General features: G+C 63.1%; 19 protein-coding genes. 15 read left to right on the top strand and 4 right to left on the bottom strand.

All coding sequences use genetic code 11. The features are described 5' to 3' along the window. Positions 1-90: 90 nt before the first annotated feature. Both ACR0DA_RS02295 and ACR0DA_RS02300 read left to right on the top strand, forming a co-directional pair. Entirely contained in the window at positions 91-243 is a 153-nt protein-coding gene (locus tag ACR0DA_RS02295; RefSeq protein ID WP_170340270.1) for a hypothetical protein, read from the top strand. Between the two features lie 123 nt (positions 244-366). Further along, positions 367-1,335 carry a hypothetical protein gene (locus tag ACR0DA_RS02300; RefSeq protein WP_480752811.1) on the top strand — a complete coding sequence of 323 codons (969 nt, stop codon included), beginning with the start codon at positions 367-369 and terminating at the stop codon, positions 1,333-1,335. A 62-nt stretch (positions 1,336-1,397) separates the two neighbouring features. On the opposite strand, the gene ACR0DA_RS02305 is transcribed toward ACR0DA_RS02300, so the two are convergent. After that, positions 1,398-4,835: a pyruvate carboxylase gene (locus tag ACR0DA_RS02305; RefSeq protein WP_170598506.1), complete on the bottom strand. Its 3,438-nt coding sequence runs from the start codon at positions 4,833-4,835 to the stop codon at positions 1,398-1,400. Between the two features lie 120 nt (positions 4,836-4,955). Further along, positions 4,956-6,116: an alpha-hydroxy acid oxidase gene (locus tag ACR0DA_RS02310; protein ID WP_480752812.1), complete on the bottom strand. Its 1,161-nt coding sequence runs from the start codon at positions 6,114-6,116 to the stop codon at positions 4,956-4,958. A gap of 161 nt (positions 6,117-6,277) precedes the next feature. Between ACR0DA_RS02310 and ACR0DA_RS02315 the strand changes: the two genes are divergently transcribed. Further along, the gene (locus ACR0DA_RS02315; protein WP_480752813.1) at positions 6,278-8,674 is read left to right on the top strand and encodes an ATP-dependent helicase; all 2,397 of its coding nucleotides are present in this window, start codon (positions 6,278-6,280) and stop codon (positions 8,672-8,674) included. 514 nt (positions 8,675-9,188) lie between these two features. Here ACR0DA_RS02315 and ACR0DA_RS02320 read toward each other — a convergent pair. Continuing rightward, on the bottom strand, positions 9,189-9,413 hold the full coding sequence (locus tag ACR0DA_RS02320) for a DUF1127 domain-containing protein (protein ID WP_093964832.1): 225 nt from the start codon (positions 9,411-9,413) through the stop codon (positions 9,189-9,191). Positions 9,414-10,331: 918 nt separating this feature from the next. Here ACR0DA_RS02320 and mraZ point away from each other — a divergent pair. From mraZ to ACR0DA_RS02365, 9 genes are all read left to right on the top strand, one after another. Next, entirely contained in the window at positions 10,332-10,835 is a 504-nt protein-coding gene (gene mraZ, locus ACR0DA_RS02325; protein ID WP_093965061.1) for a division/cell wall cluster transcriptional repressor MraZ, read from the top strand. A 4-nt stretch (positions 10,836-10,839) separates the two neighbouring features. Then, on the top strand, positions 10,840-11,835 hold the full coding sequence (rsmH, locus tag ACR0DA_RS02330) for a 16S rRNA (cytosine(1402)-N(4))-methyltransferase RsmH (protein ID WP_480753899.1): 996 nt from the start codon (positions 10,840-10,842) through the stop codon (positions 11,833-11,835). After that, positions 11,832-12,200, top strand: a complete 369-nt coding sequence (ftsL, locus tag ACR0DA_RS02335) for a cell division protein FtsL (RefSeq protein ID WP_170391006.1) — start codon at positions 11,832-11,834, stop codon at positions 12,198-12,200. The genes rsmH and ftsL overlap by 4 nt, the downstream gene beginning before the upstream one ends. Beyond that, a complete protein-coding gene (locus ACR0DA_RS02340; RefSeq protein ID WP_170357278.1) occupies positions 12,197-13,984 on the top strand; it encodes a peptidoglycan D,D-transpeptidase FtsI family protein in 1,788 nt (595 codons plus the stop codon). Before ftsL ends, ACR0DA_RS02340 begins: the two co-directional genes overlap by 4 nt. 21 nt (positions 13,985-14,005) lie before the next feature. Beyond that, complete coding sequence (locus ACR0DA_RS02345; RefSeq protein WP_480752815.1) at positions 14,006-15,487, top strand: UDP-N-acetylmuramoyl-L-alanyl-D-glutamate--2,6-diaminopimelate ligase; 1,482 nt, start codon at positions 14,006-14,008, stop codon at positions 15,485-15,487. Further along, the gene (locus ACR0DA_RS02350) at positions 15,484-16,878 is read left to right on the top strand and encodes a UDP-N-acetylmuramoyl-tripeptide--D-alanyl-D-alanine ligase (protein WP_480752816.1); all 1,395 of its coding nucleotides are present in this window, start codon (positions 15,484-15,486) and stop codon (positions 16,876-16,878) included. Before ACR0DA_RS02345 ends, ACR0DA_RS02350 begins: the two co-directional genes overlap by 4 nt. Before the next feature lie 34 nt (positions 16,879-16,912). After that, entirely contained in the window at positions 16,913-17,995 is a 1,083-nt protein-coding gene (gene mraY / locus ACR0DA_RS02355; protein WP_093964837.1) for a phospho-N-acetylmuramoyl-pentapeptide-transferase, read from the top strand. Positions 17,996-18,145: 150 nt separating this feature from the next. After that, complete coding sequence (gene murD, locus ACR0DA_RS02360; protein WP_480752818.1) at positions 18,146-19,540, top strand: UDP-N-acetylmuramoyl-L-alanine--D-glutamate ligase; 1,395 nt, start codon at positions 18,146-18,148, stop codon at positions 19,538-19,540. 110 nt (positions 19,541-19,650) lie between these two features. Continuing rightward, complete coding sequence (locus ACR0DA_RS02365) at positions 19,651-20,025, top strand: glycine zipper family protein (protein WP_093964839.1); 375 nt, start codon at positions 19,651-19,653, stop codon at positions 20,023-20,025. On the opposite strand, the gene ACR0DA_RS02370 is transcribed toward ACR0DA_RS02365, so the two are convergent. Further along, entirely contained in the window at positions 20,022-21,203 is a 1,182-nt protein-coding gene (locus tag ACR0DA_RS02370) for a BaiN/RdsA family NAD(P)/FAD-dependent oxidoreductase (protein ID WP_480752819.1), read from the bottom strand. The genes ACR0DA_RS02365 and ACR0DA_RS02370 overlap by 4 nt on opposite strands. 129 nt (positions 21,204-21,332) lie before the next feature. Here ACR0DA_RS02370 and ftsW point away from each other — a divergent pair, with 129 nt between their 5' ends. From ftsW to murC, 3 genes are read left to right on the top strand one after another with little or no spacing between them, the layout of a single operon-like run. After that, positions 21,333-22,496: a putative lipid II flippase FtsW gene (gene ftsW / locus ACR0DA_RS02375; protein WP_170357284.1), complete on the top strand. Its 1,164-nt coding sequence runs from the start codon at positions 21,333-21,335 to the stop codon at positions 22,494-22,496. Then, positions 22,496-23,593 (top strand): UDP-N-acetylglucosamine--N-acetylmuramyl-(pentapeptide) pyrophosphoryl-undecaprenol N-acetylglucosamine transferase, encoded by a 1,098-nt coding sequence (locus ACR0DA_RS02380; protein WP_170434644.1) that lies wholly within the window; start codon positions 22,496-22,498, stop codon positions 23,591-23,593. The genes ftsW and ACR0DA_RS02380 overlap by 1 nt, the downstream gene beginning before the upstream one ends. Further along, positions 23,590-24,999: a UDP-N-acetylmuramate--L-alanine ligase gene (murC, locus tag ACR0DA_RS02385; RefSeq protein WP_170598485.1), complete on the top strand. Its 1,410-nt coding sequence runs from the start codon at positions 23,590-23,592 to the stop codon at positions 24,997-24,999. The genes ACR0DA_RS02380 and murC overlap by 4 nt, the downstream gene beginning before the upstream one ends. The last annotated feature ends 16 nt before the right edge of the window (positions 25,000-25,015 follow it).

Here is a 25,015-nt window from a genome sequence, read left to right on the forward strand (position 1 = left end):
ACTTGGCCGGAAAAAAAATTGCGACGGAACAGGTGTGCTGAGCCGTTGAAACCTACAGCCACGGATATTGACAACGGTGGAGACGGAGGGATGAACAAGGTTGAGAACATAAAACTGACTGCGTTGGTCGGAGCCATGCTTCTGAGCCTCTTTGCAGGTCAGTTGAGAAACGAGCAAGCCTATGAAGTTAATGACATTTTCAAACTGCCGCCCGAGGTCAATTCTCTCGAACTGAGTGGATAACAGCGGTTTCGTTCGAAGGCCAAATTTTGCCGTATTCGATAACTAGTATATGCATAATGCGAAATTTCTGCTCAAACTTGTGCCGGTTGGCGCAAGTATTTGGATACCTAAGAGGGGATTGGCATGCACTGGTTTATTTCTATGTCACGGGTTGTGGCGACATCTTTGTTGCTGACCGGGGCAGTTAGCTTCGTTGCGGTGTTGGCTACGCCAGATATCGCCATAGCCAAGAACGGGAATGGCAATGGAGGCGGAAATGGTAACGGTGGTGGAAACGGAAATAGTAACGGTGGCGGCAACGGAAATGGCAAAAGCGCCGAAAAATCCAGTGCCAGCCTCGGAGGATCTGCGCGCAGCACGAAGGGTGGGTCCGGCCAGGGCAAGGGTTTTCTCGCCGGTCTCGGTCTCGCTAAACCAAAGGCACAACGAAAGAACACCAAAACTACATCACGGACCAAAGGGCAGAACGGTTTTGCAGCCAAACTCGACGAATTCTTCACTGGAAAAAAGAAAGTCGAGAAGCCGATCCGTAAAGCGCGGGTAGCGGCGGCAGTTGTCGAGGAGCCGTATGTCAAACCAATCAAGCACGGCAAAATCGCGTCCGAGCTCAAGGGCTTGAATGCCGCGCACGCCAGCCAGACTGCCCTGATGAATGCGGCCCCGAACAGCATGCCGGGCAAGCTCTACAGCTATCAGCAGAGTATACTTGGTTTCTCTGGCGCGACAGAGGAGCTTGAAATGCGCGAAAAGGAATTGTCCGAACTGGAAGGTCTGACCGAAGCGGAGATCGAGGACCAATTTGCGCCAACTGAAGAAGAAGCAGCCGAGGGCATCACCGCACAGGACAAATACGAGGATGCCGTGGCCGAAGCGGAGCAGGCTGTGACCGAAGCCGAAGAAGCCTTGGCAGGGGCGGATGATCCGCAGGAAGCACTTGATACCTTGACCGGTGGCCGTGACTTGTCCGATCCGGCTCTTCATGAACTGCACGATTTGTTGGGCTTGCCAGCGCCAATCGAGGAAGAGGTTTCGATTGACAGCACGCCGGAACAGTTGCCGCAACAGCCTGTCGCGGAGTCCAGCGACGGTTGAACTAGCCCGCTCGGATGAAAAAAGGCGCGCCTGATGGCGCGCCTTTCTGTGTTTTAACGGTTTTATTCCAACTCGACCAAAAGATCCTTGGCGTCGATCTGGCCGCCGGGCTGGACATGCACCGCCTTCACGGTTGCGTCGCGTTCGGCATGGATGCCGGTTTCCATTTTCATGGCTTCGATCGTCAGCAGAAGGTCGCCTTCTTTGACCTCCTGCCCGGCGGTGACGGCGACAGTCGAAACCACGCCCGGCATTGGCGCGCCGACATGGTTGGCGTTTCCGACCTCGGCCTTAGGGCGCTGGGCGGTCGAAGCTTGCACAAGGCGGTTGGGAACGCGGATGACGCGCGGTTGGCCATTGAGTTCAAAGAACACTTTGACCTCGCCATTCTCGTCCGTCTCCCCAATGGCCTGGCAGCGGATTTCCAGCGTTTTGCCCGGGTCGATCTCGGCCGAGATCTCCTCTCCCGGCTCCATTCCGTAAAAGAAGGTGCGGGTGGGCAGGGTGCGTACCGGGCCATAGATCCGGTGACGGCCCATGTAGTCCAGGAACACCTTTGGATACATCAGGTATCCGTTCAGGTCCTCGTCATCGACCTCCATGCCTTCCAGCTGTTTCGAGAGCTCCGCGCGGGTGGCCTCCAAATCAACCGGAGGCACGTCTTTGCCCGGCCGTTCGGTGTTCGGCTTTTCGCCTTTCAGCACCTTGGTCACGATCGTCTCGGGAAAACCGCCCGGAGGCTGGCCCAGATTGCCGCGCATCATGTCGATGACTGAATCGGGGAAGGCCACGTCGGTCGAGGGATCCTCGACCTGCTGGCGGGTCAGGCCCTGGCTGACCATCATCAGCGCCATATCGCCCACCACTTTCGAGGACGGCGTCACCTTGACGATGTCACCGAACATCTGGTTCACGTCCGCATACATCTGCGCCACCTCGTGCCAGCGTTCCTCCAACCCCATCGAGCGCGCCTGCGCCTTGAGGTTGGTGAACTGGCCGCCCGGCATCTCGTGCAGATAGACCTCGGAGGCGGGGGCCTGCAGACCGGATTCGAAGGCCGCGTACTGGCCGCGCACCGCCTCGAAATAGTCGCTGATTTCGCGGATCGCCTTCACGTCCAACCCGGTGTCCCGATCGGTGTGGCGCAGGGCCTCGACCACGGTGCCCAGCGTCGCCTGGCTGGTGTTGCCCGAGAAGCTGTCCATCGCGCAATCCACCACGTCCACGCCCGCCTCGCTGGCGGCCAGGATGGTGGCGCTGGCGATACCGGCGGTGTCGTGGGTGTGGAAATGGATCGGCAGGCCGACCTCCTCCTTCAATGCGCGGATCAGCACCCGCGCGGCGGCGGGTTTCAGCAGGCCGGCCATGTCCTTGAGGCCCAGAACATGGGCGCCGGCGTCGCGCAGTTTCTTGGCCATGCCGACATAGTATTTCAGGTCATACTTGGCCCGGTCCGGGTCCATGATGTCGCCGGTGTAGCAGACGGTGCCTTCGCAGATCTTGCCGTTCTCGATCACCGCATCCATCGCCACGCGCATGTTCTCGACCCAGTTGAGCGAGTCGAAGACGCGGAACACGTCGATGTTCTGCGCGGCCTGGCGCACGAATTCCTGCACCACGTTGTCGGGATAGTTGGTATAGCCTACCCCGTTGGCGCCGCGCAGCAGCATCTGGGTCATCAGGTTGGGCATGGCCTCGCGCAGGTCGCGCAGGCGCTGCCAGGGGCATTCCTGCAGGAAACGATAGGCCACGTCGAAGGTCGCCCCGCCCCAGCATTCAACGCTGAACAGCTGCGGCAGGTTCGCGGCATAGCTGGGTGCGACGCGGATCATGTCGATCGAGCGCATCCGGGTCGCCAGCAGCGACTGGTGCCCGTCGCGCATGGTGGTGTCAGTGATCAGCAACTGGCGCTGGGCCTTCATCCAATCGGCCACAGCCTGCGGGCCCTTCTGCTCCAGCAGGTTGCGCGTGCCCATCAGCGGTTCGGCCTTGGGCGCGGGGGGCTTGGGTTCTTTCAGATCGGCACGCGGGCGCGGGCGATCCTTGGTCTCGGGGTGCCCGTTGACCGTGATGTCGGCGATATAGGTCAGAACCTTGGTGCCCCGGTCGCGGCGCTTCTTGAACTGGAACAGCTCGGGCGTCTCGTCGATGAACTTGGTGGTGTATTCGTTCGACAGAAAGGTCGGATGCTTCAGCAGGTTCTCGACGAAGGCGATGTTGGTGGAAACACCGCGCACGCGGAACTCGCGCAGGGCGCGGTCCATCCGGGCAATCGCCTTTTCCGGCGTCGGCGCCCAGGCGGTGACCTTGGTCAGCAGCGAGTCGTAATACCGCGTGATCACCCCGCCGGCATAGGCCGTGCCGCCATCCAGCCGGATGCCCATGCCCGTGGCCGAGCGATAGGCCGTGATGCGCCCATAGTCGGGGATGAAGTTGTTGAGCGGGTCTTCGGTGGTGACGCGGGTCTGCAGCGCGTGGCCGTTCAGGCGGATTTCGTCCTGGCTGGCCTTGCCGGTGGCCTCGGCCAGGGTCTTACCCTCGGCGATCAGGATCTGCGCCTGCACGATGTCGATGCCGGTGACTTCTTCGGTCACGGTGTGTTCGACCTGGACGCGCGGATTCACCTCGATGAAATAGAACTTGCCGGTCTCCATATCCATCAGGAATTCGACCGTGCCGGCGCATTCATAGTTCACATGCGCACAGATGCGGCGGCCCAGATCGCAGATCTCGGCGCGTTGTTCTTCGGTCAGATAGGGGGCAGGGGCGCGTTCCACGACTTTCTGATTGCGGCGCTGAACCGAGCAGTCGCGTTCATACAGGTGATAGATCTGCCCATGCTTGTCGCCCAGGATCTGCACCTCGACATGGCGGGCGCGGGTGATCATCTTTTCCAGATAGCCCTCACCATTGCCGAATGCGGCCTCGGCCTCGCGGCGGCCTTCCAGAACCTTTTCTTCCAACTCGTCTTCGGAATAGATCGGGCGCATCCCCCGGCCGCCGCCGCCCCAGGACGCTTTGAGCATCAGCGGATAGCCGATCTCGGCCGCTTCCTTGCGGATCGCGTCCATGTCATCGCCCAGCACTTCGGTCGCCGGGATCACCGGCACACCGGCGGCAATCGCCACCTTGCGTGCGCTGGCCTTGTCGCCCAGGGCGCGCATGGTTTCGGCCTTGGGGCCGATGAAGGTGATACCGTTCTGCACGCAGGCATCCACGAAATCGGGGTTTTCCGACAGCAGGCCATAGCCCGGGTGGATGGCGTCAGCGCCGCTTTCCTTGGCGACGCGGATGATCTCGTCGATCGACAGATAGGCCGCGACCGGGCCCAGACCCTCGCCGATGCGATACGCCTCGTCCGCCTTGAACCGGTGCAGGCCCAGCTTGTCCTCCTCGGCATAGACGGCAACGGTGCGTTTGCCCATCTCGTTCGCGGCGCGCATCACGCGAATGGCAATCTCACCCCTGTTGGCGATCAGGATTTTCTTGAAGTCAGTCATGGCAAGTCCCGGTCTTTTGCATTTGGCCGTGTTAATAGACCGAGATTACGCGCAGATATATCTGTAGTTCTGGGTAGAACCGGCATGTTATCGCTCGCAAACGCCGCCTATTGCGGCGTTTTATGGCACATGCTGCATCGCGGCATCAATGTTTGCGTTAACATCCGGCAGATCTTTTAGCGTTGCGGCACCCAATTGTCCCATATTTGCAAGCATGTCCTGTCGCAGAATATCAATGACATGGGTCGGTCCGCGCGCGCCCAATGCTGCAACGCCATAGAGGAACGCCCGCCCCAGCATGACCAGATCGGCGCCCAAGGCGCGCGCCCGCAGAATGTCCAGCCCGCCCGAAACACCGCTGTCGAAGATCAGCGGCAGGTCGGTCGCGGCGCGGATGGCGGGCAGCATGTCGATGCTGGCCGGCGCGCCATCGAACTGGCGGCCGCCGTGATTCGAGACCCAAAGCGCGTCGATCCCAGCCTGTTTCAGCCGCTCGGCATCCTCGGGGCGCAGCACGCCCTTTATGATGAACGGCCCCTGCCAGTGGTCGCGCAGCCACTTGACGTAATCCATGCCCGGAGAGGTCCTGAGCAGGTACCCGATATGCGCCGTGGGCGGCAGATTGGCGGTGCCGTCGATATATTTGTCCAGCGTGCGCATCCGGGGCTTGCCGTGACGCGCCATGCCCCAGGCCCAGGCCGGACGGGCGGCGATCTGCGCCAGCAGGCGCGGCGTCAGGCGCGGCGGATGGGTCAGGCCCGAGCGGGTTTGCCGTTCCCGGCGCGAGGCCACGGGCACATCGACGGTCAGCACCAGCGTGCCGAACCCGGCGGACCGGGCGCGGGACAGCAGGTCGGCGCGAATCTCCGGGTCCTTGGGCGGGTACAGCTGGAACCAGGCGTCGGGTCCGATATGCGGGGCCATGTCCTCGGGGCTTTGGCTGGCGACGGTGGACAGAACATACGGAATGCCCGCCTGCGCGGCGGCGCGCGCCATCAGCACCTCGGCCCCAGGCCAGACTAGCCCGCACATCCCGATCGGAGCCATGCCGAAGGGCAGCGGATGGTCGCGCCCCAGAAAGCGGGTGCTGGTGTCGAATTCCAGCGGGCCTTTCAGGATGGCGGGCAGAAACCCGATGCGGTCCAGCGCCGCCCGGTTGCGTTTCAGCGCGGTCTCGGCCCCGGTGCCGCTGTCGACATAATCCCAGACAAAGCGCGGCAACCGACGGCGTGCGCGGCGCTTCAGATCCTCGATGCCCGGATAGGTGCTGTGCAGGTCCATGCAGATTGATCCGACCTGCCGCGCGATTCGGCAAGGGTTTCAGTCGGATGCAGCCCGCACCTGACGGCTCAACCATCGCTACGAAAGAAATTCGCAAAACCGTGCGAACAAGCCGTGAACAAACCCTTTCCCTTGGCGCGCTTCCGGCTTAGTTTGGGCGCATGAGCAGTTTCGATGAAAATGACGCCTTCGAAGGCGCCTCGCTGTCGGCCCGCGCCATGGCCGCGCGCCCGATGCCCTATCTGGATGACCTGAACCCGGCGCAGCGCGAGGCGGTCGAGCTGTTGGATGGCCCGATCCTGATGCTGGCCGGGGCGGGCACCGGCAAGACCAAGGCCCTGACCACCCGCATTGCGCATCTGCTGAACACCGGGCGGGCCCGCCCGAACGAGATCCTCGCCGTGACCTTCACCAACAAGGCCGCGCGCGAGATGAAGGAACGGGTCGGCCGCCTGCTGGGCCAGCCCGCCGAGGGGATGCCGTGGCTGGGCACCTTCCACTCGATCTGCGTCAAGCTGCTGCGCCGCCATGCCGAACTGGCGGGGCTGAAGTCGAACTTCACCATTCTGGATACCGACGACCAGCTGCGATTGCTCAAGCAGTTGGTGCAGGCCGCCAATATCGACGACAAGCGCTGGCCTGCGCGGATGCTGGCCGGCATCATCGACGACTGGAAGAACCGCGCCCTGACGCCCGACAAGGTGCCCGCCGCCGATGCCGGGGCCTACAACAACAAGGGCGTCGAGCTTTACGCTCAATACCAGACCCGCCTGCGCGAGTTGAACGCGGTGGATTTCGGCGACCTGCTGTTGCACATGGTCACCATCTTCCAGACCCACTCGGACGTGCTGGAGCAATACCAGCGCTGGTTCCGCTACATCTTGGTGGACGAATACCAGGACACCAACATCGCCCAATACCTGTGGCTGCGGCTGTTGGCGGGCGGGCACAAGAACATCTGCTGCGTGGGCGACGACGACCAGTCGATCTATGGCTGGCGCGGGGCCGAGGTAGGCAACATCCTGCGTTTTGAGAAAGACTTTCCCGGCGCCCATGTGGTGCGGCTGGAGCAGAACTATCGCTCGACCCCGCATATCCTGGCCGCCGCCTCGAACGTGATCCGCGGCAATGAAAGCCGTCTGGGAAAGGAGTTGTGGACCGACAAGCCCGAGGGCGAAAAGGTCCGCCTGATCGGCCACTGGGATGGTGAGGAGGAGGCCCGCTGGATCGGCGAGGAGATCGACGCCATGCAGGGCGGCACCCGCGGCGTGCGGCCGATGAACCTGGACGAAATGGCCATCCTCGTGCGCGCCAGTCACCAGATGCGCGCTTTCGAGGACCGGTTCCTGACCATCGGCCTGCCCTACAAGGTGATCGGCGGCCCGCGATTCTATGAACGGATGGAGATCCGCGATGCCATGGCCTATTTCCGGCTGGTGGTTTCCCCCGAGGATGATCTGGCCTTCGAGCGGATCGTGAACACTCCCAAGCGCGGCCTTGGAGACAAGGCGCAGCAGACGATCCAGCGCACCGCGCGCGAACATGGCGTTTCGCTGGTTCAGGGCGCGCGGATCGCTGTGGAGCAAGGGCTGATCAAGGGCAAGGGCGGCGCAGCTCTGCGCGAGCTGGTCGAAGGGCTGGCGCGCTGGAACGCGATGACCCGCGGCCCGCGGATCGAGATCGAGGATGATGCGGTCATCGACGACGGAACCGCGCCCGTGCGCTATGGCCCGCCCGAGGTGTCGCATATCGAACTGGCGCAGATCGTGCTCGACGAATCCGGCTATACCGCCCACTGGCAAAACGACAAGACGCCCGAGGCGCCGGGCCGTCTGGAAAACCTGAAGGAACTGGTCAACCAGCTGGACAATTTCGAGAACCTGCAAGGGTTCCTGGAGCATGTCAGCCTGGTGATGGACAACGAACAGGACAGCGGCGGGCCCAAGGTCTCGATCATGACCCTGCACGCGGCCAAGGGGCTGGAATTCCCGGCCGTGTTCCTGCCGGGATGGGAGGACGGTCTTTTCCCGTCGCAACGGTCGATGGACGAAACCGGCCTCAAGGGGCTCGAGGAAGAACGGCGGCTGGCCTATGTGGGCATCACCCGCGCCGAAGAGGTCTGCACCATTTCCTTCGCCGCCAACCGGCGGGTGTTCGGGCAGTGGCAGAACGCGATGCCCTCGCGCTTCATCGACGAATTGCCCGAGGATCATGTCGAGGTTCTGACACCTCCGGGCCTCTATGGCGGTGGCCAGATGTCGGCAGGCATCGAGACCCGCGCGGCGCAGGCCAATGTCTACAACTCGCCCGGCTGGAAACGGATGCAGGCGCGGCAGGGGCAATACGGCATGTCGCAGCCGCGTGAATCCCGCAACACCGTGATCGACGCGACCGCCGTGGCCAGCTTTACCCTGGGCGAGCGGGTGTTCCACCAGAAGTTCGGCTATGGCGGCGTGGTCGGGATCGAGGGGGACAAGGTCGAGGTCGAGTTCGACAAGGCCGGAACCAAGAAGGTCGTCGCACAGTATCTATCCGCAAAAGACGACGTGCCGTTCTGATCCAGCGGAATGTGCCTCCCGGCACATGCTCGACTTTTTTGTTTGGCGCCCGGTCCTGCCCGTGGCGCCTTTTTCATGCCGAATGAAAATAAACGGCGGTTCCCAGGGAGGAGGAGGGAACCGCCGTTCTTGTCAACATCAGAGCAGGGAGGAGGAGAGCCCCGATGTATCCGAACCCGGGTTTTCCCCGGTATCTGAAGCGCGCGGTGACACCAGGGAGGAGGAAGGGTGCCACCGCGCTCTTTTCACATCGGGAAGGGAGGAGGAGAACCCGATGTATGCGTTTCCGGGTCTGGCCCGGTATTTGAAGGGCGCGGTGGCATCAGGGAGGAGGAAGATGCCACCGCGCGCTTTCAACATCAGAGCAGGGAGGAGGAGAGCCCCGATGTATCAGCATCCGGCAGGTTGAGGCCGGTATAGGGTGCGGCAGCATCAGGGAGGAGGAGAGATGCTGCCGCTGAAATACAGGTCCTATGGGAGGAGGAGTGGACCTGATCTCGGTGTTTCGTGGCGCTCAGCGCGCGAATTGTTCTTCGGCGGCCTGCATGGCCAGGCGACGGATCATCGAACGGTGCAGGCCCAGATCGGCCAGCTCGCGGTCCGACAGTTCTGACAGTTCGTTCACCGTCTGGCGGTACACGCGATAGCGTGCGATACGGGTCTTCATGGTTTCGATCAGAGAGGCGAAACCAAATGTCGATGCGCTTTTGTGTGCGCTGTTGGTGCTTGCGACTGCCATGTTCGTTACCCAATCATCTGTCGTTGCCGCCGCTATGTTCCGGCGCTTGCTTGAGACTGAAGATAGGCAAATGCTGCGATTGCACAATACCGGACAGGATCAATGCTGCTATGCAGCAAGTGCATAGATTGACTGCCGGAATCCCGACACCCGTAAATATGCCTTTAAAATATGGAAATTTTCGTTAGCGCGAACCGCGGGGTATTGCTCGGGCCTGGCGGCCGCCCATCATTTTGATGAAAATTTGCGCGCGTAAACGTGGAATTTGTGCGGTTCAGGACTGCGCGATTTTTGTGCGTCTGGCCCAACTCCCGATTTGGGCGGGGTCATGGGACTTTGTGGGAATGGCGGGAATTGGTGGGAAATCCGGGGCGGTCTCTCTCGGGTTCGGCCTGGATCGCAGGGTGATTCGGCGCCATTTGGTCGAAAAGGTGAGGGGTGTTGGGTGGAATCAGGGTTATCATGCAAGAAATGTGGGAAATCGTGGGAAAATTTTGGCCGCGCGGAATCTGTCTATATGTTGTGTTTAAATATTGCTCGGTGTCTATCTGTGGTCATTTTTCATGTTTTCGTAAGAATTTCTCCTGCTGTAGCTTTCCGAATCTAACCTTCTTGGGAAAAAATCTCATTGATTTCCATGAATTCCCATGGCATCCCTTATTCATCCGATGAGGACGAGGCACATGGGGCGCCAAACGACCCCGAACCAAAAATAAACAGGTTTCATACAGGCATCTCGCTTTCATCACTCAAGAGATCCGGCGCGCGGGCGAGCAGACATCCCCCCAGGTGGCGCGCGCAGCTGGACATCCCGCAAAGCGGGTCAATGCGGCGGGTTGATCAGTGGCAGCAGATCAACCCGCCGTTTTTCATCCGGGGGAAGACGTAGGTGGGGCGCAAGCGAAAGGGACAGTCGTCTTGGCGCGCAGGTTTAGAGGTGAAAGCCACCACAAGGTGGACGCGAAGGGCAGGGTGTCGATCCCGGCCTCGTTTCGCCGTGTGCTCGAGGCCTCGGACCCCAACTGGCAGCCCGGTGACAATCCTGAACTGGTGATCGTTTACGGTGACCACCGCCGCAAATACCTTGAATGCTATACTATGGAGGCGATCGACGAGGTCGACGCCAAGATCGACGCGCTGCCGCGCGGCTCGATGCAGCGCAAGATGTTGCAGCGCCTGTTCCACGGGCAGTCTTTCCCGACCAATGTCGATGAAACGGGTCGCCTGGTGTTGCCGGCCAAGCTGCGCAACAAGATCGGGCTGGAGGGCGAGGCGTTCTTTATCGCCGCGGGCGACACGTTCCAGATCTGGAAGCCCGAGACATACGAGGCCGAGGAACTGGCCGCCACCGAAGACTGGTTGGACGAACTGCCCGAGGATTTCGATCCGATGCAGTTCCTTGACGGCATCGAAGGTGCGTGACGGCATGGCCGGCGCGGATCACACTTCATCTGACAAACCCCATATTCCCGTTCTGCTGCGCCCGTTGCTGGACGCGGTTCATCCGGTATCCGGCACCTGGCTGGATGGTACCTTTGGTGCGGGCGGCTATACCCGGGGTTTGCTTGAGGCTGGCGCCGACAAGGTAATCGGCGTCGATCGCGATCCATTGGCCTTTGAAATGGCGGCGGATTGGGCAGCCGAATATGGCGACCGGCTGGTGATGCAACCGGGTGTTTTCTCGCGCATGGATGAATATGCCAACGACCTTGATGGCGTGGTGCTGGACCTTGGTGTCTCGTCCATGCAGCTGGACCAGGCCGAGCGCGGCTTTTCCTTCATGAAGGACGGCCCGCTGGACATGCGCATGAGCCAGGAGGGCGAAAGCGCAGCTGATTTGGTCAACACCGCGACCGAGGAGCAAGTGGCCGAAATCCTGTTCCACTACGGTGAGGAACGGGCAAGCCGCCGCATCGCGCGCGCCATCGTCAAGGCCCGCACCGAGTCGCCCATCACCACCACCCTGCGTCTGGCCGAGATCGTCGAATCCTGCCTGCCCCGCGCCAAGCCCGGCCAGTCCCATCCGGCCACGCGGTCGTTCCAGGCGCTGCGCATTGCGGTGAACGCCGAATACGAGGAATTGTTCATGGGCCTGATGGCCGCCGAGCGCGCGTTGAAGCCGGGTGGACAGCTGGCGGTGGTCACTTTCCACTCGGTCGAGGACCGGATGGTCAAACGCTTTTTCCAGTCGCGCGCTGGCAAGACCGGCCGTGCCAACCGCTATGCGCCCGAAATCCAGCAGGATCAGCCGCAATTCACATTGAAGACCCGCAAGGCCATCGGCCCCGACCCGCAGGAGTTGCAGGACAACCCACGCGCGCGCTCGGCCAAGTTGCGGGTTGCTGTTCGTACCGATGCTCCGGCGGGGGAAATTGATGCCCGCGCCATCGGCATGCCCATGATCGGGGGAAAGGCAAGATGAAGAGTATTCTGTTTGTATTGACCGCCTTGGGTGTTTTCGGCCTGGCCTTGTGGGCCTATCAGGAAAACTACCGCACCCAGCAGGTACTGAAGGAAACCCAATCCCTGCAGCACCAGATCGGCGCGGCGCAGGCCCGGCTGGCTGTATTGCAGGCCGAATGGGCCTATCTGAACCGCCCGGACCGACTGCGTGAACTGGCCGACCTGAATTTCGAGCGTCTTGCCCTGCTGCCGCTGCGCGCCGAGCAGTTCGGACGTGCCGACCAGATCGCCTATGCCGAGGATCCCGACCTGCCCATCGCCGACCCGATCGAATTGCAGGCGATCACCGACACCCAGGCCCTGGGCGAGGTGCAGATCCCATGACGCGCACACCGCTCCGCCCGCTTGCCCGCATCCTCGAGGCCCGCGCCCGCGGGGAAAACCCCAAGGTGATCGAACGCGAGAACATCCGCCGCCGCCACGAAGAGATGAAGGACCGCGCCCGCGCCCGCGCCGAGGGGCGGTTGCTGGTGCTCAGCGCGTTTTTCTTTGCGGCATTTGCCATTGTCGGGTTCCGGATGGGCGCATTGGCTACTTCGGAGGCGCAAGAGCCGCTAGCGAGCGCCCCGGGCGCGTCGATTGCCATGCAGCGGGCGAATATCGTGGACCGCGAAGGCCGAATCCTTGCGACCAACCTTGATACCTACTCCGTTTATGCCCAGCCCCCGCTGATGATCGACCCGATCGCGGCCGCGGAAAAGCTGGTGGCGATCTTCCCGGATCTGGACAAAGAGCGGTTGGTCAAGGACTTCACCGGCAAGCGTAAATTCCTCTGGATCAAAAAACGTATTTCACCGGAACAAAAGCAGGCGGTGCATGACATCGGCGATCCGGGCATCCTGTTCGGCCCGCGCGAAATGCGGCTCTATCCCAACGGCCGGCTGGCCGCGCATATCCTTGGCGGTTCAGGCTTTGGGCGCGAAGGCGTCTCGGCTGCCGAGGTGATCGGTGTGGCCGGGGTGGAAAAACAGTTCGATGACTATCTGCGCGACCCGGCCAACGGAACCAAGCCGCTGCAGCTGTCGCTTGACCTGACTGTTCAGGCGGCGGTGGAACAGGTGCTGGACGGCGGCATGAAGATCATGAACGCCAAGGGCGCCTCGGCGGTGTTGATGAACGCCCATACCGGCGAAGTGATTGCTGCCGCCTCGTTGCCCTCGTTCGACCCGAACGACCGTCCGCGCCCGCCGACCTCGGGCTTTGACCCCTCGGACAGCCCTCTGTTCAACCGCTATGTGCAGGGCGTGTACGAATTGGGGTCGATCTTCAAGATCTTCACTGCCGCGCAAGCGGTCGATCTGGGGCTGGTGAATGCAGACACGATCATCGACACCTCGGGCCCGATGAAGATCGGGCGTTTCCCGATCGGCGAATTCAACGGCAAGAATTACGGCAAGATCAGCGTGGCCGATGTGATTGTGCACAGCTCGAACCGCGGCACGGGGCGGTTGGCGCTGCAGATCGGCGCCGAGCGCCAGCAACAGTTCCTGGACGCGCTGGGCATGTTCGACCCCACCCCGTTCGAGATCGTCGAGGCCAAGGGCGGGGTGCCGCTCAAGCCCAAGAAGTGGGGCGAATTGAGCACCGTCACCATTTCCTACGGCCACGGCCTGTCGACCAGCCCGATGCATCTGGCGGCGGGCTATGCGGCCATCGCCAATGGCGGGCATTATGTCAGCCCCACGATCTTGCGCCGCAACGGGCCGCAATACGGGCCGCGCGTGATGTCGGAAAACGCGGCCAAACAATCGCTGATGATGCTTCGCAAAGTGGTGACGGACGGAACCGCCAGCTTTGGTGACGTTCCGGGCTATGCCGTGGCCGGTAAAACCGGCACCGCCGACAAGCCCAAGCCGCGCGGCGGCTACTATGATGACAAGGTGATCGCCACCTTCGCTTCGGTCTTTCCGGCCTACGATCCGAAATATGTTCTGATCGTTGCGCTGGACGAACCGTCGATTCTGGCCTACGGCGAAAAGCGCCGCACGGCAGGCTGGACGGCAGTGCCCGTGGCGGCCGAGTTGATCGGCCGCATCGCGCCGCTGTTGGGCTTGCGTCCGCGGCTTGAGCCTGAGGATCGCGCTGCTATAACGCTGACCTCGAATTAGGCAGTCCGACAGAGGTGGGTCATGGGCGCAAGGTCAAAGAAACTCAGCCAGCTGGCCCTGACCGCGCGCGGCGGTGCCGACCCGGAGATTACCGGGCTGGCGGTGGACAGCCGTCAGGTCAAGGACGGCTTTTTGTTCGCGGCGCTGCCGGGGACGCGCGTGCATGGCGGCGAATTCATCGAATACGCCTTGCGCATGGGGGCCGCCGCCATCCTGACCGATGCCGAAGGCGAGCGGATCGCCGCCGATGAACTGGCCGCCTCGGACGCCGCCCTGGTGGTGGTGCAGGACCCGCGCCAGACGCTGGCCTATACCGCCGCATTGTGGTTCGGGGCGCAGCCGCGCACCATGGTGGCGGTCACCGGCACCAACGGCAAGACCTCGATTTCGACCTTCGTGCGCCAGATCTGGACCGAACTGGGCCACATGGCCGTCAATCTCGGCACGACAGGGGTCGAGGGCGCGTGGACGGCACCGCTGGCCCACACGACACCCGAACCCATCACCCTGCATCGCTGTCTGGCCGAGGCCGCCGAGGCCGGCGTGATCCACGCCGCGATGGAGGCCTCGTCACATGGTTTGGAACAGCGCCGGCTGGACGGCGTGCACCTGACGGCGGCTGGGTTTTCGAATTTCACCCAGGATCACCTGGACTATCACGCGACGTTCGAGGCGTATTTCGCCGCCAAGGCCGGCCTGTTCGACCGGGTTCTTCCGCAGGACGGAACCGCCGTGATCAACATGGATGATCCGAAAGGGGCCGCAATCCGTGATATCGCTCAGGCGCGCGGTCAGTCGATCCTGACCGTGGGCAGCGGGGATGTCGATCTTTGCCTGTTGAACCAACGGTTTGACGCCACCGGGCAGGATCTGCGCTTTGCCTGGCGCGGCAAGACCTTCCAGACCCGGCTGAACCTGATCGGCGGGTTTCAGGCGGAAAACGTTCTGCTGGCCTGCGGATTGGTCATCGCCAGCGGAGACGACCCCGACCATGTCTTCGACACCCTGCCGCATCTGACTACGGTGCGGGGGCGGATGCAGTTGGCGGCGACCCGCAGTAACGGGGCGGCGGTATTCGTCGACTACGCTCACACGCCCGACGCCGTGGCCACCGCCTTGCAGGCGCTGCGTCCGCATGTGATGGGCCGGTTGATCGCCATCGTCGGCGCGGGCGGGGACCGCGACGCGACCAAGCGCCCGCTGATGGGCCGCGCCGCGGCCGAGAACGCCGACATCGTCTTTGTCACCGACGACAATCCGCGCTCGGAAGACCCCGCCGCCATCCGCGCCGCGGTGATGGCCGGGGCCCCCGACGCGACCGAGGTTGCCGACCGGGCCGAGGCCATCCTGCGCGGCATAGATGCATTGCAGCCGGGCGATGCGCTGCTGATCGCGGGCAAGGGGCACGAGACCGGGCAGATCGTGGGTGACCAGGTTCTGCCCTTCGATGATGTGGAACAGGCCAGCATCGCCGTGGCCGCACTGGACGGGAGGGTCGCATGACACTCTGGACCGCATCCGAGGCCGCCGCCGCGACGGGCGGACGGGCCACGACCGACTGGCAGGCGGGCGGTGTGTCCATCGATACGCGTACGCTGCAACCGGGTGACCTGTTCGTGGCGTTGAAGGCGGCGCGCGACGGGCATGATTTCGTGGCGCAGGCGCTGGACAAAGGGGCTGCTGCCGCGCTGGTCACGCGGGTGCCCGAAGGTGTGGCCCCCGATGCGCCGCTGCTGATCGTCGATGACGTACAAACCGCGCTCGAGGCGTTGGGCCGCGCCGCCCGTGACCGGTGCAAGGCCCGCGTGGTTGGGGTGACGGGCAGTGTCGGCAAGACCTCGACCAAGGAGATGCTGGCGACCATCCTGTCGGATCAGGGCCGCACCCATGCCAGCGTTGCCAGCTACAACAACCATTGGGGCGTGCCGCTGACTCTGGCCCGGATGCCGCGCGACACCGAATATGCGGTGATCGAGATCGGCATGAACCATCCCGGCGAAATTGCACCCCTGGCGCGGCAGGCTCGCCCGCATGTGGCGCTGGTCACCACCGTCGCCGCGGTTCACCTCGAGGCGTTCGAGTCGGTTGCCGGCATCGCTCACGAAAAGGCCGCTATCTTTGAAGGTTTGGAGGCCGGCGGCACCGCCATCGTGAACGCCGACCTGGATCATACCGTCATCCTGCGCACCTGCGCTGCCCGGCATGGCGCGGTGATCGTGGATTTCGGCCGCACCGCATCGGATTATCGGCTGACCGGCGTGACCCAGTCGCCCACGGACATCCACGTGACCGCCGAGGCCATGGGCCAGCCATTCGCTTTCGACGTGCAATCTGCGGGGACGCATTTTGCCATGAACGGTCTAGGCGCGCTGGCTGCCTGCGTCGCGCTGGGTGTCGATCTGGACGCGGCCATCACCGGCCTCGCCAAATGGGCGCCGGTTACGGGGCGGGGCGTGCGCGAGATGCTGGCCCTGCCGGATGGCGGGCAGATCGAACTGCTGGATGATAGTTACAACGCCAATCCGACCTCGATGGCGGCGGCGCTGGATGTGCTGGCGGCAGCGAAGGGCGAAAGGCGCATCGCCTTTCTGGGCGACATGAAGGAGCTGGGTCCAAAAGAGCGCGCCATGCACGCAGGGCTGGCCGATGTGCCGGCCATGGCACGGATCGACAAGGTGCATTGCATCGGTCCGTTGATGCGGGCGCTGCACGAGGCCTTGCCCGAGGACAAGCGCGGGCTGTGGTTTGAGACCAGCGCCGAAATGGTTCTAGAGCTGCCGCAGCTGGTTCGGGCGGGCGATGCCGTGTTGGCCAAAGGCTCCCTCAGCATGGCGCTGGCACGGATTGTTGACGGTTTGCGGAAAATGGGGCAAGTGGGCGCGCTTGATGCATGACCACCCATGACCGCGGTGTGAGAAAGGTTTTGTAATGCTCTATTGGTTGACCAGCCTGTCGGACGGAGGGGATTTCTTCAACCTCTTCCGCTACATCACGTTCCGCGCAGGCGGCGCCTTTCTGACGGCCCTGATCTTTGGCTTCCTGTTCGGCAAGCCGTTGATCAACGTGCTGCGCCGGAAACAAGGCAAGGGTCAGCCAATTCGGGATGACGGCCCCGAGGGGCACTTTACAAAGGCCGGCACGCCCACGATGGGGGGCCTGCTGATTGTCGGTGCTCTGGTGACGTCCACGCTGATTTGGGCGCGGTGGGACAATCCCTATGTCTGGATGGTTCTGTTCGTCACGCTGGCCTACGCAGCCATCGGATTTGCGGACGACTATGCCAAGGTATCGAAGCAGAATACCAAGGGCGTTTCAGGCAAAATGCGCCTGGCTTTGGGCATCATTATTGCCGCGCTGGCCGCGCTGTGGGCGACGCTGCACCACCCCGAAATGCTCCAGAACCAGCTGGCCGTGCCGATCTTCAAGGACACGCTGATCAATCTGGGTATCTTCTACATTCCGTTCTCGATCGTGGTGATCGTGGGGGCGGCGAATGCCGTGAACTTGACCGACGGGCTGGACGGGCTGGCCATCATGCCCGCGATGATCGCAGCCTCGACCTTGGGCGTGATCGCCTACGCGGTGGGTCGCGTCGACTTTACCGAATATCTGGACGTGCACTATGTGCCCGGCACGGGTGAGATCCTTATCTTCACCGCCGCATTGTTTGGCGGCGGGCTTGGGTTTCTGTGGTACAACGCTCCGCCCGCGGCGGTGTTCATGGGGGATACCGGCTCGCTAGCCCTCGGCGGCGCACTGGGCGCCATCGCCGTTGCCACCAAGCATGAGCTGGTTCTGGCCATCGTCGGCGGCCTGTTCGTGGTCGAGGCGCTGAGCGTGATCATTCAGGTACTGTATTTCAAACGCACAGGGCGGCGGGTCTTCTTGATGGCGCCAATCCATCACCACTATGAGAAGAAGGGCTGGGCCGAGCCAACCATCGTGATCCGGTTCTGGATCATCTCGCTGATCCTGGCGATGATCGGTCTGGCCACGCTGAAGGTACGGTAGGGCTCCCGCCGGGCGCGGTGGGCCTGCGGCCCGCCTGTACCCGTTGGGCCCGGCTCGCGCCGAGGGCGCGAGCCTGACGCCGCCCTTGCCAAGGGTCAATTCTTCGGTACAGGGTAGCGGCGCATTGGCAGATGGAAGAAGGTGCGCGGCATGATCCCGGTCAAAGGGTTTTCAGGACATAAGGTTGCGGTTCTGGGGCTGGGGCGGTCGGGCCTGGCCACGGCGCGCGCATTGCGGGCGGGCGGAGCCGAGCCGGTGTGCTGGGATGACAACCCCGCCGCGCGCGAAAAGGCCGAGGCCGAGGGGTTCATGTGTCAGGACCTGCGGCGGGAAGGCGCCTTTGACGCGATTGCCACGTTGATCGTATCGCCCGGCATTCCCCATCTTTATCCCGAACCCAACCCGGTTGTTGCCGCCGCGCTGCAGGCCGGCGTTCCGGTCGACAATGACATTGGTCTGTTCTTCCGCTCGCTGGGCGGTGCCGAATGGGACAAGTTCGATGTGCCGCCGCGTGTGGTCGCCGTCACCGGCTCGAACGGGAAGTCGACCACGGCGGCGCTGATCCACCATATCCTGACCCAATCGGGGCGCGAGGCGCAGCTGGCGGGCAATATCGGGCGCGGCGTGCTGGATATCGAGCCCGGCGGCGACGGATCAGTGGTGGTGCTGGAGCTTTCCAGCTATCAGACCGAGCTGGCGCGTGCGCTGACGCCCGACGTGGCGGTGTTCACCAATCTCTCGCCCGACCATCTGGACCGGCATGGGGGCATGGGCGGCTATTTCGCCGCCAAACGCCGCCTGTTCTCAGAAGGCGGTCCCGACCGTGCCGTGATCGGCGTGGACGAGATCGAAGGCGCGTTTCTAGCCGGTCAACTGGCCGAAGGGCCGGGCGACGACCGGGTGATCCGCGTCTCGGTGGCGCGCAAATTGGCCGGGCCCGGCTGGCAGGTCTTTGCGCGCAAGGGGTTCCTGTCGGAGTACCGCAAGGGGCGGCAGGCCGCGTCGATCCACCTGCGCGGCATCAAGGGCTTGCCCGGAACCCACAACCACCAAAACGCGTGTTCGGCCTATGCCGCCTGCCGCGCGCTGGGGCTGGCGCCCAAAATGATCGAGGACGCGCTGCACAGCTATCCAGGTTTGCCGCACCGCAGCCAGATCATCGCTGAGGCAAACGGTGTGACATTCGTGAATGACTCCAAGGCCACCAATGTCGACAGCGCGGCCAAGGCGCTGGGCGCGTTCAAAAAAATCCGCTGGATCTGCGGCGGGCTTGAGAAAGAGGGGGGTATCGCCGCGCTGAACGACGCGACCGACGAGGTTCTGTGCGCCTATGTGATCGGGCGCGAGGCGGCCGGCTTCGCCATGCAGTTGTCGGTTGAGGCCCGCGTTTGCACCACAATGGCCGAGGCAGTCGAACAGGCCATGCGCGACGCCGCGCCGGGTGAAACCGTGCTGCTGGCGCCCGCGGCGGCCAGTTTCGACCAGTACGACAATTTCGAACAGCGCGGCGACGATTTCGTGGCGCAGGTTCAAAAGCGGCTTTGAACTGCGCATTTGCAATGAACCGCCGGTTGGGCCAAATTGAAGTGCTATCAGCTTGACGCACCAGAATTAATGATTTTGTTACCCTAGGAATTCAACACGAGGTTAAGACCATGCTGAACCGCAAGCTTTCAATGATCCTGCCGGCCATCCTGGTGGCAGGGGCCTGCACGAACACAGGCGCGAACTACCAGCCCATTGTGGATGGGCCCGTCAGCCCGAACTACAACGCAGACCTGGCGCAGTGTCAGGCCGTGGCGCGGCAGCAGGGCACGATCGACAGCAATACCGCTGGCGCGGCGGCCATTGGCGCGGCGGGTGCTGCGGGCACCAAAGCCATCATCGACGACAGCGCAAGCGATCTGGGCCGTGCGGCCGTAGCTGGCGCACTGGTGGGGGCAGGCGCCAGCGCTCTGCAAAACACCCAGAAGCAGGAAGTCATCGTCCGCAACTGCATGCGCGGCCGCGGCTACAACGTCGTAGGCTAAAGGCGACCGGCGATCGCAATTCCGGCGGCGTGACCCGAGGACCACGCCCACTGGAAATTGTATCCGCCCAGCCATCCGGTGACATCCACCGCTTCACCAATTGCATAGAGGCCGGGGACATCCCTGGCCTCCATCGTTTTCGACGACAGGCTGTCCGTGTCGATGCCGCCCAAGGTGACCTCGGCGGTGCGGTACCCTTCGGTGCCCGAGGGGGTCAGCGCCCAGTCGCTCAGCGCATCGGTCAGCGCTTGCAGCGCCGCATCCGACTGATCGGCCAGGTTGCCACGCATCGGGATCTGGGCGCTCAGATACTCGACCAGCCGGGCGGGAAGGTGGTGCGCGAGTTCGGTTGTCAGGGCCTTGCGGCCTGCGCTTCGCCGCCGTTCGCGCAGAAGGTCGAAAAGGGGCAGCTCGGGGATCAGGTTGACGCGGATCGCCTCGCCCTCGCGCCAGTATGAGGACAGTTGCAGCACAGCCGGACCGCTCAGGCCGCGATGGGTGAACAGCAGCGCTTCGTCGAAACTCGTGCGATCATTCGAAAGTCGCGCTGGGACGGAAACACCGGACAAGTCTTTGAACCGCCCATCGGGGAAGGTGAACGGCACCAAAGCGGCGCGGGTCTCGGTGACGTGCAATCCGAACTGCGCGGCGATGTCATAGGCTAGCCCGGTCGCACCCATCTTGGGGATGGATTTTCCGCCGGTGGCCAATACCACGTTGGCACAGCTCAGTTCATATCGAGCACCCTCGCGCTCGACCACCAGTTCAAAGCCGGCTTCGGTCTTGCGCAGATCGCGCAGCGACGTGTGCAACCACAGCTCTGCACCCGCGCGGTCCATCTCCGCCAGCAGCATGGCGATGATCTGCTTCGATGAGCCGTCGCAGAACAGCTGCCCCAGCGTCTTTTCATGCCATGCGATGCCGTGACGGCCCACAAGGTCGATGAAATCCCATTGCGTGTACCGCGCCAGCGCCGATTTGCAGAAATGCGGGTTCTGCGACAGGAAGTTCTGCGGCCCGGCGTAGAGGTTTGTGAAGTTGCACCGCCCCCCGCCCGAGATGCGGATCTTTTCCCCCGGCGCCTTGGCGTGATCGATCACCAGCACACGCCCGCCGCAATGGGCGGCGCACATCATGCCGGCGGCTCCGGCGCCCAGTATGATCGTGTCAAATCGCATCCCTCGCCCTTGGCGCGGATTGACGCCAATGACAAGAGGAAGAGGCTGGCCTGAGGGGCATTTTCCCTGTAGACTCTCAAACAGATCCCGAAAACGGGACGGTAACGAGGCAGATAGTGGCGGTATCTCATGACTGAGATGGTGTATGGCGCGGTCCAGGACCAGCGCGGTGAACCGATCCTTCCGAAATGGTGGCGGACGATTGACCGCTGGACGATGTCCTGCGTGCTGATCCTTTTTGCGATCGGGCTTCTGTTGGGGCTGGCCTCGTCGCCGCCGTTGGCGCAGCGCAATGGGTTCGATCCGTTCCACTATGTCGAGCGACAGGCCCTTTTCGGTGTGTTGGCGCTGATCGCGATGATGCTGACCTCGATGATGTCACCCACCTTGGTGCGTCGGTTGGCGGTGCTGGGCTTTCTGGCCTCATTTGTTGCGCTGGCCTTTCTGCCGGTCTTCGGGACCGATTTCGGCAAGGGTGCGGTGCGTTGGTATTCGCTGGGCTTCGCCTCGCTGCAACCGTCCGAATTTCTGAAGCCGGGCTTCATTGTCGTGGCCGCCTGGCTGCTGGCCGCAGCGCAGGAGATCAATGGCCCGCCAGGGCGGTTGTGGTCGTTTGCGCTGTGTATGTCGATCGTTGGCATGTTGGTGATGCAGCCTGATTTCGGTCAGGCCTGTCTGATCCTGTTCGGCTGGGGCGTGATGTATTTCGTGGCGGGTGCACCGATGTTCCTGCTGCTGGGAATGGCCGGAGCGGTCGTCTTGGGTGGCATGTTCGCCTACGCCAATTCTGAACACTTCGCCCGGCGCATCGATGGTTTCCTGAATCAAGAGGTCGATCCGACGACCCAATTGGGCTATGCCACCAACGCAATCCGCGAAGGCGGGCTGTTTGGCGTTGGGGTTGGCGAGGGGCAGGTGAAATGGTCGCTGCCCGATGCACATACCGATTTCATCATCGCCGTCGCGGCAGAAGAATACGGTCTGATCCTGGTGCTGATCATCATCGCGCTTTATTCAATCATCGTGGTACGGTCCCTGCTGCGCCTGATGCGCGAGCGTGACATGTTCACCCGGTTGGCAGGCACGGGACTGGCTTGCATGTTCGGTGTGCAGGCGATGATCAACATGGGCGTCGCTGTGCGCCTGCTGCCGGCCAAGGGCATGACGCTGCCTTTCGTCAGCTACGGCGGCTCGTCGTTGATTGCGGGTGGTATTGCGTTGGGGATGCTGCTGGCGTTCACGCGGTCGCGGCCCCAAGGCGAGCTGGGTGACATTCTGCGCGGACGAGGCTGATGACGAACCCCTATTTGCTGATTGCGGCTGGTGGAACCGGGGGCCACATGTTCCCCGCCCAGGCGCTGGCTGAGGCCATGCTAAACAAGGGCTGGCGCGTGCGCCTGTCCACCGACGCGCGCGGCGCGCGCTATACCGGCGGTTTCCCGCATTCCACCGAGATCGTCGAGGTCTCCTCGGCCACCTTCGCGCGCGGCGGGCTGGCGGCCAAGGCGCTGGCTGGTCCCCGGATCGCAGCCGGAGTTGCCGGGATGACGGCCCAGTTGCTGCGCGACAAGCCGGATGTGGTGGTGGGGTTCGGTGGCTATCCGTCGATCCCGGCGCTGAGCGCGGCGGTGATGTTGCGTCTGCCCCGCATGATTCACGAACAGAACGGCGTTCTGGGGCGCGTGAACCAGCTGTTCGCCACCCGGGTCGCGCATGTGGCCTGCGGCGTCTGGCCCACCGACCTGCCCGAGGGCGCCCACGGCATCCACACCGGTAACCCGGTCCGTGCTGCCGTGCTGGAACGCGCCGCCGCGCCCTATATCCCGCCCGGAGATTATCCGATGTCGGTGCTGGTGATGGGCGGCAGCCAAGGCGCCCGCATCCTCAGCGATGTGGTGCCCGGCGCCATCGCTGCTCTGCCCGAGAGCCTGCGCCAGTATATCCGTGTTTCGCATCAGGCGCGCGAAGAGGATGCCGAGCGGGTCACCGCCTTCTACGCCGACCACGGGATTCTGGCCGAGGTCCAGCCCTTTTTCCACGACGTCCCCCGCCGCATGTCCGAGGCGCAATTGGTGATCAGCCGCTCGGGCGCCTCCAGTGTGGCCGACATCTCGGTGATCGGGCGGCCCTCGATCCTGATCCCCTTCGCCGCCGCCGCGGGCGATCACCAGACTGCCAATGCGCGCGGGTTGGTGCAGGCGGGCGGGGCGATCATGATCCCCGAAAATGCGCTTGACGTTCCCGCCCTGACCGAGCAAATCGCATTGGTTCTGACCAACCCCGAAGCCGCACAGAAAATGGCCCATGCTGCCCTGTCGGTCGGGGCGCCCGACGCGACCGAGCGTCTGGTGGCCCTTGTCGAACAGCTGGCGCAGAAGGAGACCCCATGAATCCAGCAACCAAACTGCCGCAGGATGTCGGACCGATCCATTTCGTGGGCATCGGCGGCATCGGGATGTCGGGTATCGCCGAAGTGCTGCTGAACCTTGGGTACCAGGTGCAGGGATCCGATCTGAAAGCCTCGAAGATCACCGACCGTCTGGCGTCGCTGGGGGCCGAGATTTTCGTGGGTCAGCGGGCTGAAAACCTCGACAATGCGGCCGTCGTGGTCGTGTCGACCGCGATCAAGCCGGGCAACCCTGAACTGGACGGCGCCCGCGCATTGGGCCTGCCGGTGGTGCGCCGTGCCGACATGCTGGCCGAGCTGATGCGGCTGAAATCCAACATTGCCATCGCCGGTACCCACGGCAAGACCACCACCACCACCATGATGGCCGAGCTGATGGTGGCGGGCGATTTCGACCCGACCGTCATCAACGGCGGCGTGATTCATGCCTACGGCTCGAACGCGCGGATGGGGCAGGGCGAGTGGATGGTGGTCGAGGCCGACGAGTCCGACGGCTCGTTCAACCGGCTGCCGGCGACCATCGCCATCGTCACCAATATCGACCCCGAGCACATGGAGCATTGGGGTGATTTCGACCGGCTGCGCGCGGGCTTTCATGATTTCGTCTCGAACATCCCGTTCTACGGTCTGGCGGTGTGCTGCACCGACCATGCCGAGGTTCAGGCTCTGGTGGGCCGCATCACCGACCGCCGTGTGCGCACCTATGGGTTCAACGCCCAGGCCGACGTGCGTGCGGTCAACCTGACCTACAAGGGCGGCATTGCGCATTTCGACATCCACCTGCAATACGAGGACACCGTGATTGAGGGTTGCACCCTCCCGATGCCGGGCGATCACAACGTCTCGAACGCGCTGTCGGCCGTGGCCGTGGCACGTCATCTGGGCATGAAAACCGCTGAAATCCGCGACGCGCTGGCCAATTTCGGCGGCGTCAACCGCCGCTTTACCAAGGTGGACGAGGTGAACGGCGTCACCATCATCGACGACTACGGCCACCACCCGGTGGAGATCGCCGCCGTTCTGAAAGCCGCGCGTCAGGCGACCGAAGGCCGCGTGATAGCCGTGCACCAGCCGCACCGCTATTCGCGCCTGTCCAACCTGTTCGACGATTTCTGCGCCTGTTTCAATGACGCCGATGTCGTGGCCATTGCCGAGGTCTTCTCGGCCGGAGAGGACCCGATCGAAGGCGCCAGCCGCGATGATCTGGTGCAGGGCCTGATCCGTCACGGTCACCGCCACGCGCGCGCGCTGCTGGACGAAGGCGACCTGGAGCGTCTGGTCCGCGAACAGGCCCGGCCCGGCGACATGGTCGTCTGCCTGGGTGCCGGAACCATCAGTGCCTGGGCCAATGCGCTGCCGGACCGGCTGAAGGTCAAACAAGCCGTTTGACGTTCGCGGGCATTTG

Source organism: Ruegeria sp. CI8 (assembly GCF_056536865.1).

Excerpts from the sequence above, each read along its gene's own strand:
- ACR0DA_RS02295 (WP_170340270.1), top strand. The coding sequence starts at position 91 with ATGAACAAGGTTGAGAACATAAAACTGACTGCGTTGGTCGGAGCCATG.
- ACR0DA_RS02300 (WP_480752811.1), top strand. The coding sequence starts at position 367 with ATGCACTGGTTTATTTCTATGTCACGGGTTGTGGCGACATCTTTGTTG.
- ACR0DA_RS02305 (WP_170598506.1), bottom strand. The coding sequence starts at position 4,835 with ATGACTGACTTCAAGAAAATCCTGATCGCCAACAGGGGTGAGATTGCC.
- ACR0DA_RS02310 (WP_480752812.1), bottom strand. The coding sequence starts at position 6,116 with ATGGACCTGCACAGCACCTATCCGGGCATCGAGGATCTGAAGCGCCGC.
- ACR0DA_RS02315 (WP_480752813.1), top strand. The coding sequence starts at position 6,278 with ATGAGCAGTTTCGATGAAAATGACGCCTTCGAAGGCGCCTCGCTGTCG.
- ACR0DA_RS02320 (WP_093964832.1), bottom strand. The coding sequence starts at position 9,413 with ATGGCAGTCGCAAGCACCAACAGCGCACACAAAAGCGCATCGACATTT.
- rsmH (WP_480753899.1), top strand. The coding sequence starts at position 10,840 with ATGGCCGGCGCGGATCACACTTCATCTGACAAACCCCATATTCCCGTT.
- ftsL (WP_170391006.1), top strand. The coding sequence starts at position 11,832 with ATGAAGAGTATTCTGTTTGTATTGACCGCCTTGGGTGTTTTCGGCCTG.
- ACR0DA_RS02340 (WP_170357278.1), top strand. The coding sequence starts at position 12,197 with ATGACGCGCACACCGCTCCGCCCGCTTGCCCGCATCCTCGAGGCCCGC.
- ACR0DA_RS02345 (WP_480752815.1), top strand. The coding sequence starts at position 14,006 with ATGGGCGCAAGGTCAAAGAAACTCAGCCAGCTGGCCCTGACCGCGCGC.
- ACR0DA_RS02350 (WP_480752816.1), top strand. The coding sequence starts at position 15,484 with ATGACACTCTGGACCGCATCCGAGGCCGCCGCCGCGACGGGCGGACGG.
- mraY (WP_093964837.1), top strand. The coding sequence starts at position 16,913 with ATGCTCTATTGGTTGACCAGCCTGTCGGACGGAGGGGATTTCTTCAAC.
- murD (WP_480752818.1), top strand. The coding sequence starts at position 18,146 with ATGATCCCGGTCAAAGGGTTTTCAGGACATAAGGTTGCGGTTCTGGGG.
- ACR0DA_RS02365 (WP_093964839.1), top strand. The coding sequence starts at position 19,651 with ATGCTGAACCGCAAGCTTTCAATGATCCTGCCGGCCATCCTGGTGGCA.
- ACR0DA_RS02370 (WP_480752819.1), bottom strand. The coding sequence starts at position 21,203 with ATGCGATTTGACACGATCATACTGGGCGCCGGAGCCGCCGGCATGATG.
- ftsW (WP_170357284.1), top strand. The coding sequence starts at position 21,333 with ATGACTGAGATGGTGTATGGCGCGGTCCAGGACCAGCGCGGTGAACCG.
- ACR0DA_RS02380 (WP_170434644.1), top strand. The coding sequence starts at position 22,496 with ATGACGAACCCCTATTTGCTGATTGCGGCTGGTGGAACCGGGGGCCAC.
- murC (WP_170598485.1), top strand. The coding sequence starts at position 23,590 with ATGAATCCAGCAACCAAACTGCCGCAGGATGTCGGACCGATCCATTTC.